10 protein-coding genes are annotated in these 15,466 nt (G+C 70.7%); 8 read left to right on the forward strand and 2 right to left on the reverse strand.

Annotated features, from left to right (window positions below):
• Positions 1-207 precede the first annotated feature (207 nt).
• Positions 208-1,560 carry a 4-aminobutyrate--2-oxoglutarate transaminase gene (gene gabT / locus test1122_RS20560; protein WP_232272014.1) on the reverse strand — a complete coding sequence of 451 codons (1,353 nt, stop codon included), beginning with the start codon at positions 1,558-1,560 and terminating at the stop codon, positions 208-210.
• Between the two features lie 578 nt (positions 1,561-2,138).
• Here gabT and test1122_RS20565 point away from each other — a divergent pair.
• Together test1122_RS20565 and test1122_RS20570 are read left to right on the forward strand one after the other, a co-directional pair.
• Positions 2,139-4,550: an ATP-binding protein gene (locus test1122_RS20565; protein WP_232270633.1), complete on the forward strand. Its 2,412-nt coding sequence runs from the start codon at positions 2,139-2,141 to the stop codon at positions 4,548-4,550.
• A 136-nt stretch (positions 4,551-4,686) separates the two neighbouring features.
• Entirely contained in the window at positions 4,687-6,273 is a 1,587-nt protein-coding gene (locus test1122_RS20570; RefSeq protein WP_232270634.1) for a PucR family transcriptional regulator, read from the forward strand.
• A gap of 539 nt (positions 6,274-6,812) precedes the next feature.
• Here test1122_RS20570 and test1122_RS20575 read toward each other — a convergent pair.
• Complete coding sequence (locus test1122_RS20575; RefSeq protein ID WP_232270635.1) at positions 6,813-8,138, reverse strand: M14 family metallopeptidase; 1,326 nt, start codon at positions 8,136-8,138, stop codon at positions 6,813-6,815.
• Positions 8,139-8,396: 258 nt separating this feature from the next.
• Between test1122_RS20575 and test1122_RS20580 the strand changes: the two genes are divergently transcribed.
• The 6 genes from test1122_RS20580 (at position 8,397) to test1122_RS20605 (ending at position 15,385) form a co-directional block, all read left to right on the forward strand.
• The gene (locus test1122_RS20580; protein ID WP_232270636.1) at positions 8,397-9,851 is read left to right on the forward strand and encodes an aldehyde dehydrogenase family protein; all 1,455 of its coding nucleotides are present in this window, start codon (positions 8,397-8,399) and stop codon (positions 9,849-9,851) included.
• Between the two features lie 85 nt (positions 9,852-9,936).
• Positions 9,937-10,116, forward strand: a complete 180-nt coding sequence (gene rpmF, locus test1122_RS20585; protein ID WP_232270637.1) for a 50S ribosomal protein L32 — start codon at positions 9,937-9,939, stop codon at positions 10,114-10,116.
• Between the two features lie 307 nt (positions 10,117-10,423).
• Complete coding sequence (locus test1122_RS20590; protein ID WP_232270638.1) at positions 10,424-11,650, forward strand: sensor histidine kinase; 1,227 nt, start codon at positions 10,424-10,426, stop codon at positions 11,648-11,650.
• A 16-nt stretch (positions 11,651-11,666) separates the two neighbouring features.
• Complete coding sequence (locus test1122_RS20595) at positions 11,667-12,347, forward strand: response regulator (RefSeq protein WP_232270639.1); 681 nt, start codon at positions 11,667-11,669, stop codon at positions 12,345-12,347.
• A gap of 117 nt (positions 12,348-12,464) precedes the next feature.
• The gene (locus test1122_RS20600; protein WP_232270640.1) at positions 12,465-14,396 is read left to right on the forward strand and encodes an acyl-CoA dehydrogenase family protein; all 1,932 of its coding nucleotides are present in this window, start codon (positions 12,465-12,467) and stop codon (positions 14,394-14,396) included.
• 278 nt (positions 14,397-14,674) lie between these two features.
• The gene (locus test1122_RS20605) at positions 14,675-15,385 is read left to right on the forward strand and encodes a pentapeptide repeat-containing protein (RefSeq protein WP_232270641.1); all 711 of its coding nucleotides are present in this window, start codon (positions 14,675-14,677) and stop codon (positions 15,383-15,385) included.
• Positions 15,386-15,466: the final 81 nt, after the last annotated feature.

A 15,466-nucleotide genomic window follows, 5' to 3' on the forward strand; every position in this document is an offset into this window, starting at 1 on the left:
TCCTGAGCGGCCGTGGCAACCGGTCACCGCACGCCCCGGGGGGTTTGGGGCGGGCGGCGGTCCGATCGGTGAGGATCAGTCACTGATCCGGTGTCATCCGCAGTTCCCTGCGGGACAGGTGTTCCGTGCATCTGCGAAAACCGTACGTCAGACGGGCTGGCGAGGGGAGGCCGCTGGCGGAACGGCCATCGGCCTCCCACATGTCCTTCACGCCTGCTGGGCGAGTGCGCCCTCCAGGATGTCCAGACCCTCGTTCAGCAGGTCCTCGCCGATCACCAGCGGCGGCAGGAAGCGCATCACATTGCCGTACGTGCCGGTGGTCAGGACCAGCAGCCCCTCCTCGTGGCACGCCTTGGCCAGCGCCCCGGTCACCTCCGGGTTGGGGTCCTTCGTGCCGGGCTTGACCAGCTCGATGGCGATCATCGCGCCACGGCCGCGGACCTCGCCGATCACGCCGTACTGCTCGGCCATCTTCTGCAGCCGCGGCTTCATGACCTCCTCGATACGGCGGGCCCTGGCGTTCAGGTCCAGCTCCCGCATGGTCTCAATCGCCCCGAGCGCGGCCGCACAGGCCACCGGGTTGCCGCCGTAGGTGCCGCCCAGTCCGCCCACATGCGCGGCATCCATGATCTCGGCGCGGCCGGTCACCGCGGCCAGCGGCATACCGCCCGCGATGCCCTTGGCGGTGGTGATCAGGTCCGGAACGATGCCCTCGTCCTCACAGGCGAACCACTGACCGGTACGGCAGAAGCCGGACTGGATCTCATCCGCGACGAAGACAATGCCGTTCGCCTTGGCGAACTCGGCGATACGGGGCAGGAAGCCCTTGGCGGGCTCGATGAAGCCGCCCTCGCCCAGCACCGGCTCAATCACGATCGCGGCGACATTCCCGGCGCCGACCTGCTTGCTGATCTGGTCGATCGCCTGGGCCGCGGCCTCCTCGGCGCAGTTCTCCGGGCCGGTCAGCCAGCGGTAGGGGTAGGCGACCGGCACCCGGTACACCTCGGGCGCGAAGGGGCCGAAGCTGTGCTTGTACGGCATGTTCTTCGAGGTCAGCGCCATGGTCAGGTTCGTACGGCCGTGGTAGCCGTGGTCGAAGACCACGACCGCCTGACGCTTGGTGTGCGCACGGGCGATCTTCACCGCGTTCTCCACCGCTTCAGCGCCGGAGTTGAACAGCGCGGTCTTCTTGGCGTGGTCCCCCGGCGTGAGCCTGGCCAGCTCCTCGGCGACCTCCACATAACCCTCGTAGGGGGTGACCATGAAGCAGGTGTGCGTGAAGTCCGCCAGCTGTGCGGCGGCCCGGCGTACGACGGCCTCGGCGCTGTTGCCGACCGTGGTCACGGCGATGCCGGAGCCGAAGTCGATCAGCGAGTTGCCGTCCACGTCCTGGAGGATGCCGCCACCGGCGCGCTTGGCGTACACCGGCAGTACGGTGCCCACGCCGTCAGCCACCGCCGCCTGCTTACGGGCATGCAGCTCCTGCGACTTGGGACCGGGGATCGCGGTGACGACGCGGCGTTCCTGGGGGAGGGCCGGGCCCCCGGACAGCTCTGGCATCGGGGTCGTAGAGGTCATCGCGCTCTCCTCAGGAGAAAAGGGGGTGTGCTCGCTCCTCGCAGGCTAGGGGCAGCCGGTGGGCCGAGACATGCACCGCTGCGGAGAAGTACCCCTGTCGTGTTAGCCACACCGGACATAGCGGGGCACGCGCGCGTGCCCGGCCGCGGGGGTGGATTCCCCTAACCCGGCCCCTTCCCGAAACTGCGGGGCTCTGCCCCCAGACCCCCACAGTGTTGTGGGCACTCTCCCCCAGACTCCGTCTGGGAGGTGCCCCCAGCCCCGCGAGGGGCGTGGGCCCGCCCTGCTACGCAACCACCCACCGACACCAGCCACGGCGCTCCGGCCCGCCCCGGGGCGGAGCTCGCGACGCTTGGTGGGCACAACACCCGGCCACCGGCCCGCACCGCCCAACCCCGGGGCCCGAGGCAAAGCCCCGGTTTCCGGGAAGGGGCGGGAATTGGGGAAACCCACCCACGGCCCCCCGCAACCAGGCCAAGCCCGCCACGCGGCCGAGGCCAACTCAACCGCCCGGCGGCTAGATTGGGGCGCGACAGAGCAGCAAGGATCTGGGGCGGCAGATGAACGCGGACGGCACACAGAACTGGCGCAGCACGGAAGCCGTACCGAAGCCACCTCCCGCGCCGCCCATGCCCCGGCAGCCCCCCCAGGCCGCCGCCCCGCCCGTAGTGGCCTGGCTACGGGCCCCCCGGCCGGCGGCCGCGCCTGGAATCTGGCGGTATGGGCACCGGCCCAAGCCCGCGGCGGAGCCGGAGCACATCGGGGACCGCCAGCTGCTGGGCGGCGCGCTGCTCGCACTGCTCGGCGGGCTCCTGGTGTGGTCCCTGTGCTGGAACGGCTACATCCGATTCTGGCTGTGGCCGCTGGACTGGTTCACCCCCCACAGCTGGCGGTCCACCAGGGCCATTGTCACGGCGTCATACGTCTACTACGCCCTCTTCGGCGCCCTGCTGGCGTATGTCTTCGGCCGACTCGGCAAGTGGCCCCAGGTCTGGCGCCGCTACGCCCCAGCGCCATGGCAGCGGCGCTGGCGGAAGCTCGCGGACCGGGCAGCGGCCGCCAAGCCGTACCGCAGAGCGCTGCTGGCCCTGCTGGGCGGTGTCCTGGTGTGGGCGATGTGCTTCAGCGACGGCGGCTGGGAGTTCTGGCTGGCTCCGCTGAAGTGGGTGACCCCGGAGAGCTGGCGTACGCCCGACGAGACCCAGGCGTATGTCGTCGCCTACAACATCTACTACGTCCTCTTCACCGTGGCCCTGCTCGCCCTCACCGCCAAGGCCGGAGCCTGGCGAGCCGTATGGCGGCGCCGCAGCACGCCCCAGGCGCCCACCGGGACATCATGGACGCCCCCTCCCGAGCGGGATCCGGCGGCCGGGCTGGCGGAGTGGTCCGGGCTGCGTGCCGCCGGGCAGTCCGAGGCGGCCGACCGGCTGTCCGAGGAGGTGTGGGCCGGGCGGGTCAGCGATCTCGACTACGTACGGATCGAGCGGGTATGGCGCACCGTCCGGTCCCGCCCGGACGCGCTGGGCGCCTTCCGCCGGGCCGCGCTCGAGCAGGGCGCCGCCGCGTTCGTACATCCCTCCGGAGCCCGTGACCTGTCTGTGCGCACCGCCAAGCACGATCTGCTGACCGGCCAGGTGCGGATCGGCACGGCGCTCGACGACGACCGCAACCCCTACCAGCACCGTGGCTGCCGACTCGCCGTCGACCCCGCACTGCTGGGCACCTCACTGCTGGCCGTCGGCCCGCCCGGCTCGGGCAAGACCGGCCGGATCGTCCGCCCGGCAGTCGAGGCGCTCTGTCTGCAGGCGCTGGCCCACCAGGCCGCCGTTGTCGCCGTCGGTACCGCCCGGGCGGGGCTCGGGCCCGATGACGCCTTCGATGTGGTGGTCCGGGTCGGCGACCCGCACTCCACCCACGGCCTTGATCTGTACGGCGGCACCACCGACCCGGATGAGGCCGCCGCGATGCTCGCCGAGGCGCTGCTCGGCGCTGAACATGGCGAACAGAGCGACCCCCGGGCGGCGGCGGTGGCGCTGGCCCAGCTCATCGGGCCGTACCGGGCAGCGTACGGGCGTTTTCCGGCCCTGCGTGAGCTGCGCTCCCTGCTGGAGGGCTCCGCGGTCGCCATCGCCGGGCTGCGTGAAGCGCTGGACGCCGCCGGGGAGTTCGGTCAGCAGCGGGAGCTGGCCTCCCGGGAACGGCAGGCGGACCGCCCTGGCGATCCCGGGCCACTCCTCGCCGACCGGGTCGCCCTGCTCGACCGGCCGGCACTCGCCGACTTCTTCGGCACAGCCGCAGCTGATGCGGACGGTCAGGGGCCACCCCGCTTGTTCTCCCTGCGCACCCTGGAACACCCGCTGCGGGTGCGGATCGATCTGCCCGCACGCGGGCACACCGAGGCGTCCCGCATCCTCACCCGGCTGGTGCTGGCCCAGTTCGCGGCAGGGGTCCTCGCCCGCGAGGACCGGTCGCTCTTCGCCTGTCTGGTCCTGGACGACGCCGCGCACACCATCACCCCCGACGCGGTACGCGGGCTGCGCCAGCTCCGTGCGGCGAATGCCGGTGCGGTGCTCACCCTGCGCACGCTGGACGATGTGCCGAAGCGGCTGCACTCCACACTGATCGGCACGGTCGGCTGCAAGGTGGCGCTGTCCGGGGTGAGCACCTGGGACGGCGAGGTCTTCGCCCAGGCATGGGGCCAGGACTGGGTGAAGACCGAGGATGTCACCCACAACCCCGACTTCTCCGGCGGCCTGCTCAAGCGCGGGCTGCGCGGGATCCGCACACTCTTCACCGGGGTGCGGGCGACTACCGAGTCGGTGACGGTACGGACCGTGCAGCGGGAGCGGTGGTCGGCCTCTGATCTGGCACACAAGGTGCCGCCGGGGCATGCCGTGCTGTCACTGACCTCGGTGCGGGGTGAATCGAGCCCGCCGGTGCTGGCCCGGCTCGGTGAGACGGGCGGTGAGTAGCGGGGCAGCCAGGGGCGCATATGGGGCGTGCAAGGGGCGCGCAGCTGTACGGTGAGGCAGGGTAGGGCCGTATCCTCACTACCGTACGGCCAAAAAGCTCTACACATGATCGCCAGAAGGTAGTCACAGGACCGCCATGCAGCCCACGCTCGCCTCCCTCGCCCAGCACTCCGCGCTCAAGCTCTCCGTGCTCGCCGGCGAGGACCGGCTGGATGTGCCCGTGCGCTGGGCGCATGTGAGCGAGCTGGCCGATCCTGTGCCGTACATGGACGGCGGCGAGTTGCTGCTCATCACCGCCATGAAGCTGGACGCCGAGGACCCGGAAGCGATGCGCCGCTATGTCGGACGGCTGGTCGGCGCGGGTGTCGTCGGGCTGGGCTTCGCGGCCGGGGTCAACTATGAACGGGTGCCCGAGGCGCTGGTCCAGGCGGCTCGGGAGGCGGACTTCCCGCTGCTGGAAGTGCCGCGGCGCACCCCCTTCATCGCGATCACCAAGGCGGTTTCCGCCGCCATCGCCGCCGATCAGTACCGTTCGGTGACCGCGGGCTTCGAGGCACAGCGCGAGCTGACCCGGGCGGCGATCTCCGCCGAGGGCTCGACCGAACTCCTGACCCGGCTCGCCGCCCATGTGGACGGCTGGGCGGCGCTCTACGACGTCTCCGGCGCGCTGGTCGCCGCCGCCCCCACCTGGGCCGCCCGGCGCGCGGGCCGGCTCACCGCCGATGTGGAGCGGCTGCGCGACCGCCCCGCGCCCGCCAGCGCCGTGGTCAGCACGGCGGAGGGCGACGACCGGGTGGAGCTGCAGTCCATTGGCAGCGGCCGCCGCACCCGCGCCGTCCTTGCCGTCGGCACCGGCGCCCCGCTGGGCACCGCCGAGCGCTATGCCGTCAACTCCGCCGTCGCCCTGCTGACCCTCACCACGGAGCGGTCCCGGGCGCTCCAGGAGGCGGAGCAGCGGCTCGGCGCGGCGGTGCTGCGGATGCTGATGTCCGGCGAGGCGGACCACGCCCGCGCGGTCGCCGGGACGCTGTACGGCGGGCTGCTGGACGTACCGCTGCGGGTGGTGGTCGCCGAGACCGTACCCGTCGCGGCCTCACAGGGCGCCGAGCCCGCCGGCCAGGAGGGTCCCACGCCGCTGGAGCTGCTGGCCGACGCGGTGGAGTCCGGCGCCGCCCGGGCCGGTGAGGCGGTGCTGGTCGTCCCGGACGGTGCGCGGCTCATCGTGCTCGCCGCGGATGGCGGCGCCGCGGTGGCCGCCTGCGCGGAGCACGTCCGGGCGGTGGGGGAGGGGCTGGCCGTGGGTATCTCGGCTCCGGCCGGTATCGCCGCCGTGGTGGTCGCCTTCAAACAGGCCGACCAGGCGCTCTCGGTGGCCCGGCGGCGCGGCACGGTGCTTGTCGAGCATGAGAACGTGGCCGCGGGTTCGGTGCTGCCGCTGCTCGCCGACGACGCGGTGCGGGCCTTCGCCGACGGCATCCTGCGTCCGCTGCGTGAGCACGACGCCAGCGGGCGCGGCGACCTCGTCGCCTCCTTGCAGGCCTGGCTGAACCGGCACGGCCAGTGGGACGCGGCCGCCGCGGATCTGGGCGTGCACCGGCACACCCTGCGGTACCGGATGCGCCGGGTGGAGGAGATCCTCGGCCGCTCCCTGGACGACCCCGACCTCCGCATGGAGCTATGGCTAGCCCTGAAAGCCACCCGAGCCACCAGCACCCCTTCTTAACGGCGTCCTCGCATTGTTCGGCCCGGGGGGCCTCACAAGCTTCGCCCGCCTGCGCCGGACTCCGTCCGTCGGTGGTTGTGGCTGAGCGCCGTTGCCGTCGGTGAGAGTTCCCCTAACCCGGCCCCTTCCCGAAACTGGGGGCTTGCGCCCCCAGACCCCCACCCCGTTGTGGGCACTCGCAGCCCCGCGAGGGGCTGTGGGTGGGCACAACACCCGGCCACCGGCCCGCACCGGGCCAACCCCGGGGCCCGGGGTGCGAGCCCCGGTTCCGGGAAGGGGCGGGAATTGGGGAAACCCACCCACGGCACCGCGCACCCGGGGCGAAGCCCCGCCGCGCGGCGGAGCCGCATATCGGTACTGCCGGGAAGGGGCGGGATACGGGGAAACCCACCCACGGCACCCCGCAGCCGGGGCGGAGCCCCGCCGCGCGGCGGAGCCGCCCATCGGTACAGCCGGGAAGGGGCGGGGTCAGGCGAAACCCCGCCCCCGGCACCCCGGGGCAAAGCCCCGCCACGTGGCGGAGCCGCGCCCCCGGCTGGCTACCGCTGGCAGTACTCGGCCTCCTTGCCAATGGACCGATACATACAGTCAGCGTTCTCCAGCAGAATCAGCATCGCGCCCTTGTTCCGCGCAGTCTCCCGCCCAATCACCCGCCCAGGCGGATAGAACCCATCGGGGTGCCCGGAGGGCGGATACATCTCAAAGGTGTACGAGAAGATCCGCTGCGCACCCCACATCCAGTCACCGATGGAGCCATCGGTGATGTAGAGATCGCTGGACTGCTGCGGCTTGTAGCCGTTGCTCCGTGCCATCGACGTCCCCACCGCGGCATGCGCGTCCCGGTCATCCCGCGTCAGCCCCGGCGCGGTGTCGGCGTAGGTGTAGCCGTACGGCCACAGGATCAGCTCACCGTAGGTGTGGAAGTCGATATGCGCGGTGATCTGCTGCTTGCCGCCGACCACCCGGCTGCGTACGAAGTCCGCGACGACCTTGGTCTCGGTTCCGGACTCGGCCGACGGACCGCGATAGGTCTGGCTGCTGGGAGAGCCGGACGAGCCGCCGCAGCAGCCCCACCGGTAGTCGAAGTTACGGTTGATGTCGGTGCCGACCGCCGACGTACCGGAGTTGGGCTGCCGGTTCTTGCGCCACATCCGGAAGCGGCCGGACTGCATGTCGTACACCTTGCCGTCCGGGTTCTGGGTCGGGATGATCCACAGCTCGCGCTCATCCAGCATCTTGGTGATCCGGGCGTCCTTGCCGTACTGCGCGGCGAACTCCCGGAGGGTGTAGAGCGCCATCTCCGTGGTGAGATGCTCGCGCGCGTGCATGTTGTGGGTGAACAGGACCTCGGGCTTGTCCTCGTCCACCCGCACATTGGAGCTGATCTTGACCGCGATGATGTCCCGGCCCTGGTAGGACTTGCCGATGACCTGGCGGCTCATCAGCTCCGGGTACTTCTGCACATAGGTGTTGACGGCGTCCATCATCTGGGCGTAGCTGTGATAGTCCGCCGGGCCCGCGGCCCTGATGTCGCCCCGCTCCCCGGGGCCGGGCAGCGCGGTCAGCCGGTGGCCGAGCTTACGGAGCCTGTCGGCCTGGGCCGGGGTGGCGGTGATGACCACGGAGTGGTCACGGACCTCGTCGATCGCGACGCCGGTGCGGGCGAGCGCGGAGCGATGGGCTCTGCTGCCCACCCCCGCGACCTCGTACTGCCGGGGGCCGTCCTGCCGCTCGGCCTGCTCCGCCGTGGTGGCGGGCTCTTTGGGGGGTGCTGCGGTGGCCTGTGCGCCGAGTGGCACGGCCAGCGCGAGGGTGAGAAGAACGGCCGCGGAGGTAGTCCGTTTGCCGCGAATTCTTAAGCGCATCGCATCTCCTGGGGTGTCCAGAGTGAGACGGGTGGGGTTGCGCGTGCGGCGCCATCCTTACGTGGTGTCATGCCTTCGTCAATGACACATCTGGACTACCGCCAAAGCGGAGCAGCGAGCCGGGGGAGTGCGCCGCGTCGGACAAGAGGCGAGGACCGGACGTACCCCTACGGTTGGCAGTACAGAGACATACGCACGACATACGCACCACTCACCCCAACCCCCACCCCCACCACCATCGGAAGGCCGGGATCCGCAGTGACTACAGCGACTTCCACGCACGCATTCTGGCTCGCCGGCCGTGAGGCGACCGGCGACGACACGCTTGAGGTCACCTCGCCCTGGGACGGCCGTACCGTCGGCCGGGTCAGTGTGCCGACCGAGGCACAGGTCGAGGAGGCCGTGGCCACCGCGGCCACCGTCGCGGAGGAGTTCGCCGCCACCCCCGCGCATGTCCGGGCGGCGGCGCTGGACCATGTCGTACGCCGCCTCGGCGAGCGGGCCGAGGAGATCGCCCGGCTCATCTCCGCCGAGAACGGCAAGCCCATCAAGTGGGCCCGTGGTGAGGTCGGCCGCTGTGTCTCCGTCTTCCGCTGGGCCGCCGAGGAAGCCCGCCGCTTCAACGGCGGAGAGGCACAGCGCCTCGACTCCGACGCGGCCGGCACCGGACGGCTCGCGCTGACCCGCCGCTTCCCGCGTGGGCCCGTACTGGGCATCGCCCCGTTCAACTTCCCGCTCAACCTGTGCGCCCACAAGGTCGCCCCGGCGCTCGCCGTCGGCACCCCGATCATCCTCAAGCCCGCCCCGGCCACCCCGCTTTCGGGTCTGCTGATCGGTGAGCTGCTCGCCGAGACCGACCTCCCGGCCGGTTCCTGGTCCGTGCTTCCGGTGCCCAATGACCGGATGCCCGGCCTCGTCCAGGATGAGCGGCTGCCGGTTGTCTCCTTCACCGGCTCCGGGCCGGTCGGCTGGTCCCTGGTGGATTCCGCCCCGCGCAAGCACATGTGCCTGGAGCTGGGCGGCCAGGGCGCGGCCGTCGTACTGGCCGACTACTCCTCGGAGCAGGACCTGGACTGGGCCGCGCAGCGCATCGCCACCTTCTCCAACTACCAGGGCGGCCAGTCCTGCATCTCCGTCCAGCGCGTCATCGCGGACGCCTCGGTCTACGACCGCCTGGTCCCCAAGATCGTCGCGGCCGTCGAGGCCCAGGTGACCGGTGACCCCTCCGATGACGCGACCGAGGTGGGTCCGCAGATCAGCGAGGACGCCGCCAGGCGCATCGAGAACTGGGTCGACGAGGCGGTCAAGGCGGGCGCCAAGCTGCTCACCGGCGGCAAGCGGGACGGCGCCACCTACGCCCCGACCGTCCTGGAGGACGTTCCGGCCGATACCCAGATCGCCTGTGAGGAGGTCTTCGGGCCGGTGCTGACCCTCACCAAGGTCGATGGCGAGCAGGCCGCGTACGCCGTGGCCAACGACTCCAAGTACGGCCTCCAGACCGGCCTCTTCACCCACGATGTGCAGACCGCCTTCCGCGCCCATCGGGCACTGGAGGTCGGAGGCGTGATCGTCGGCGATGTGCCGTCCTACCGCGCCGACCAGATGCCCTACGGCGGCGCCAAGCAGTCCGGCGTCGGCCGTGAGGGTGTGCGGTTCGCGATGGAGGACTACACCTATGAGCGGGTGATGGTCCTCACCGGCCTGGAGCTCTGAGCCCGTCCCCGGTCGGGGACACCGCCTGGCAAGTGACAACCATTTTCATGTAGCCTGGCGGTCGTTCCCGACCGGAGGAAGACCCATGGCCGTCCCCAAGCGCAAGCTGTCGCGCAGCAACACACGTCACCGCCGCTCCAACTGGAAGGCCACCCCACCCGACCTGGTGCCCATCACCATCGACGGCCGCGAGTACCGGGTCCCGCGCCGTCTGGTGCGTGCCTACGAACGCGGACTGATCCAGCCCGACGGCTCCCTCTCCTGATGCTCACCACCCACTGCCGGGTGGTGCCGGTGCCCTACTGAGGTCGTACCGGGCCGGGACCTGTCGGCGGAAGCACGGCCCAGCAGCTGACGGTGGCCGCGCGCCCCGGGACCCATCCCCCGTCCGCCTCCCCCGTGGGCGGTTCCCCCCGTGGTCCCGGGGCACGGCGTTTCTTGCACCACTGAACGTACGCGGCGCCCGGCCGGGCGGTCATCGCCGTCAGGGTTGAAGTGACATCCGGCCTTTGGCGGTAGCCGGACCCGCATGTCATACCAGCGCGGTAGCGGGGAAACCGAGCGGGCGGACGATGCCGCTCCGGTGCCGGCGCCGTTACGCTGCGCCGGTGTGGAGGGGTCGGTGGTCGCGGCGATGGGTGCGGAGGGTGCCGCCATGGGCGTATGACAGTGCCATTGCCCTGGCGATCACCCTGATCAGTCTGCTGCTGGGCTTCGAAGGCCCGCCCGACGGCTGGGGCTGGAGCGGACTGGACGAACGCGGTGTGCTCCTCACCTGCCTGATCAACCTGCCGCTCGCCGCCCGCAGACGGGCACCGGTCGCCCTCGCCCTGGGCGTCCTCGCCCTGTGGACCGCATACATCAGCCTCGGCTACTGGCCCGTGGTCAACAGCCCCGGCGCCCTGCTCGCCCTTTACACCGTCGCCTCCCTGCGCCCACTGCGCCATGCCATCGGCTGTGCGCTGCTGTTCACCGCGGTCTGGAACTACGCGGGGACGACCGGCGAGGAGAGTTCCTGGCCGACCGTGCTGGCACAGAGCCTGGTGTACACGGCGGTGGTCTGCGGCTTCGGCCAGCTGGCCCGTAACTCCGCCCAGCGCGCGGTACGACTCGCCGAACTCGCCGAGCAGCTACGCCGGGAACGGGCGGCGGGCGAGCGGCGGGCGGTCGCCGAGGAGCGGGTGCGGATCGCCCGTGAGCTGCACGATGTGGTCGCCCACCATATGGCCGTGATCTCGGTACAGGCGGGGCTCGCCCACTACGTCTTCGGCAGCGATCCCCACACGGCCCGGACCGCCCTCGGCACGATCTCGGACTCTTCCGGGGAAGCCCTGTCCGAGCTGCGGCGGCTGCTCGCTGTGCTGCGCGTCGACGGCACAGGAGACCGAGACCGGCCGGACGATCCGCTGGACACCGCGCCCGGCATCGGCCGCCTCGATGAGCTCCTGGAGCGCGTACGCAACGCCGGGGTGACCGTGGGCCGCACCGTCCACGGTGACCCAAGACCCCTGCCACCGGGCGTGGACCAGTGCGCGTTCCGTGTCGTCCAGGAGGCGCTGACCAATGTCATCAAGCACGCCCGCCCCGCCATCGCCCAGGTCACCGTCGACTATCAGCCACGTCGGCTCACCATCACGGTCACGGACGAGGGCCAGCGCACAGATCCGGTCCGAGGTGACGCCGGCCCAGGTCATGGCTTGATAGGCATGCGTGAGCGCGCCAGGATCTACGGGGGCACGGTGACCATTGGGCCCCGGCCGAGCGGCGGATACGAGGTGCGACTCACCCTTCCCGCCTGAGGGGAGAGCACAGCGGATGGCGACCAGGGTGCTCGTCGTCGACGACCAGGAGCTCATCCGGGCCGGAGTTGCCGCGCTGCTCCGCGCCGCCCCGGATATGGCGGTCGTCGGAGAGGCGGCCAGCGGAGAGGAAGCCGTTGAACTGGCCGCCACCGAACATCCGGACGTGGTGCTGATGGATGTCCGGATGCCCGGTATGAGCGGCATCACCGCCACCGAGCACATCCTGGACCAGGCCGGCGGGGCCGGGCAGCGGCCGCAGATCCTGATCCTGACCACCTTCGACCTCGATGAGTATGTCTACGCGGCGTTGCGCGCCGGTGCCTGCGGGTTCGTCCTCAAGGACACCGGCCCCAGGCGGCTGCTGGCCGCCATCGCGGCCGTGGCACAGGGCGACACGCTCTTCGCGCCCAGCGTCACCCGCCGCCTCATCGAGGCCTACGCCCAGCGGTGTGACCCCGCTCCGCACACCCCGGAGGCCCTCACCGCGCTGACCGGCCGGGAGCTGGACGTCCTGCGGCTGGTGGCCAACGGGCTCTCCAACACGGAGATCGCCACCCGGCTCGTCATCACCGAGTCCACGGTCAAGACACATCTCAACCGCACCATGGCCAAGCTGGATCTGGGCAGCCGTGCCCAAGCTGTGGTGCTCGCCTATGAGACGGGCCTGGTCAAGCCGGGCAACGGCGGCATTTAAGCCCTGTGCAGCGAGGAGCCTGGTACGGATCGTGCGGATCGGGTACATACGGACGAGTAGCACCGGCCGGTAGGCGACCGGGATATCTGCCCCCGACTCAACGGCGAGGTGAACCGCATGTCCGCGGTACCCCAGAGGACTGCCCCTCAGACGGTCTCTGAGCGCGAAGCACGTGACGTAGCCGAGGCAGCGCGAGAACAGGAATGGCGCAAACCGAGCTTCGCCAAGGAGCTGTTCCTCGGCCGCTTCCAACTCGGCCTGATCCATCCGCATCCCGAACCTGAAGCAACGAGTGTCCAGCGGGGGGAGGAGTTCCTGGCCAGGCTCCGTGAGTTCTGCGAGACCAAGGTCGACGGAGCGCTCATCGAGCGCGAGGCGCAGATCCCCGATGAGGTCGTCAACGGTCTGCGGGAGCTGGGCGCCCTCGGCATGAAGATCGACGTGAAATACGGCGGTCTTGGGCTGAGCCAGGTCTACTACAACAAGGCCCTCGCCCTGGTTGCCTCGGCCAGTCCCGCCATCGGCGCACTGCTCTCCGCCCACCAGTCCATTGGCGTGCCCCAGCCGCTGAAGCTCTTCGGCACCCCGGAGCAGAAGGAGGCCTTCCTGCCGCGCTGCGCCACGACCGATATCTCCGCCTTCCTGCTCACCGAGCCCGATGTCGGCTCCGACCCGGCCCGGCTCGCGACCTCCGCGGTCCCCGACGGCGACGACTACATCCTCGACGGGGTCAAACTCTGGACCACCAACGGCGTTGTCGCCAACCTCCTGGTCGTCATGGCCCGGGTGCCGCGCTCCGAAGGCCACAAGGGCGGCATCACGGCCTTTGTCGTGGAGGCCGACTCCCCGGGCATCACCGTCGAGAACCGCAACGCCTTTATGGGTCTGCGCGGTATCGAGAACGGCGTCACCCGCTTCCACCGGGTCCGGGTACCGGCCGCCAACCGTATTGGCCCCGAAGGTGCGGGCCTGAAGATCGCTCTCACGACCCTGAACACCGGCCGTCTCTCCCTCCCCGCCATGTGCGTCGGCGCGGGAAAGTGGTGTCTGAAGATCGCCCGTGAGTGGTCCGCGGCCCGGGTGCAGTGGGGCAAGCCGGTCGCCAAACATGAGGCCGTCGGCGCCAAGATGTCGTTCATCGCCGCCACCGCCTTCGCCCTGGAGGCCGTGCTCGATCTCTCCTCCCAGATGGCGGACGAGGACCGTAACGACATCCGGATCGAGGCGGCCCTCGCCAAGCTCTATGGCTCCGAAATGGCCTGGCTGATGGCCGATGAGCTGATCCAGATCCGTGGCGGCCGGGGCTTTGAGACCGCCGAGTCACTGGCCGCCCGCGGCGAGCGCGGCGTTCCGGCCGAGCAGATGCTCAGGGATATGCGCATCAACCGCATCTTCGAGGGCTCCACCGAGATCATGCATCTTCTCATCGCCCGTGAGGCGGTTGACGCCCATCTCAAGGTGGCCGGTGACCTGATCGCTCCCGACAAGCCCCTGTCGGCCAAGGCGAAGGCGGGTGCCAAGGCCGGTGGTTTCTATGCCCGCTGGTTGCCCCAGCTCGTCATCGGCCCCGGCCAGCTCCCGCGCGGCTACTCCGAATTCGGCCGGCTCGCCCGCCACTTGCGCTATGTCGAGCGGCACGCCCGCAAGCTCGCCCGTGCCACCTTCTACGCCATGTCCCGCTGGCAGGGAAAGATGGAGACCAAACAGGGCTTCCTCGGCCGGGTCGTCGACATCGGCGCCGAGCTGTTCGCGATGAGCGCCGCCTGCGTACGGGCCGAGAAGCTGCGCCGCGACGGTGACCACGGCAAGGCGGCCTACCAACTCGCCGACGCCTTCTGCCAGCAGGCCCGCATCCGCGTCGACGAACTCTTCGCCCGGCTGTGGACCAACACCGACGACCTCGACCGCAAGGTAACCCGGTCCATCCTGGGCGGCTCCTACACCTGGCTGGAGGAGGGCATCATCGATCCCTCAACCGAGGGCCCCTGGATCGCCGACGCCACCCCCGGCCCCCCCAAACAAGAAAACGTCCACCGCCCCATCCCGTAAATGTTGTGGGCACTCGGTCCGCCCGAGGGGCGTGGGGGCACCTCCCAGCGTTAGCTGGGGGAGGGTGGGCACAACACGACCCGCACCCGCAACCCAACCGGGGGGCCCGGGGCGAAGCCCCGGTTTTCCGGGAAGGTGGGGGCACCTCCTGGGGGCACCTCCCAGACGGAGTCTGGGGGAGGTAGCTGGGGGAGGGACCGGGGAAACCCACCTCGGAGGTGAGAACACACCGGGGCGAATACGGCGTAAACGCCCACAGCGCTGGATCATGGATCCCCATGGACCCGATCACGGGAGCAACCCCCCGGCCCCGGCGCAGCACCCCCCGCACCGCCGCCCACTACGCCATCGTGACCGCACTGTCCGCAGCCCTCCTGTCCGGCTGCGGACAGCGCGACGAGGGCGGCCGGAGCTGCCCCGGCGGGGCAGGAAAGAACCTCGCCGGCCGCACCGTCACCGGCGCCGACCTCCGGGAGGGCAAGCTCCGCTGCGTCAACCTCGAAGGCTCCACCCTCACCGGCACCGTCTCCGAAGCCAACCTCAGCCGCGGCAACCTCTACAAAGCACGGCTGCCCGGCATGTCACTGCAGAGCGTCGACCTGCGCGACGCCGACCTCCGGCGCGCCGTCTTCAGCTCCGCCAGCCTCACAGAGGTCGACCTGCGCGGAGCGGACCTCAGCGAGGCCGTACTCGACGAAGGCCTGCTGATCGACGTCAGCTTCGAGAAAGCACAGCTCTCGGGCGCGGATCTGAGCTCCACATCCCTCACCAGGGTCGACTTCGCGGGCGCGGATCTGCGGGGCGCGAACCTCTCCGGCGCCCGCATTTCCGGCTCCAATCTGCGCGGTGCTCAGACGGACGGGGCCGATCTGTCGGACACCAGCTGGCGGAACAGCGTGTGCCCGGACGGCACCAAGTCGGCCGGCAGCTCGCCCTGCGAGGGGCATCTCACCCCGGCCTCCCCGAGCCCCAGCCGAAAAGGCGACTGAACCCCCTCGCGCCCCCGCACAGGGGCCGCGCACGCCCCGCCAACCCCGCCGGGCTGAGCTGCTGTTCTTCCCGTCATGGGG

This window comes from Streptomyces gobiensis (assembly GCF_021216675.1).
Classification (GTDB): domain Bacteria; phylum Actinomycetota; class Actinomycetes; order Streptomycetales; family Streptomycetaceae; genus Streptomyces; species Streptomyces gobiensis.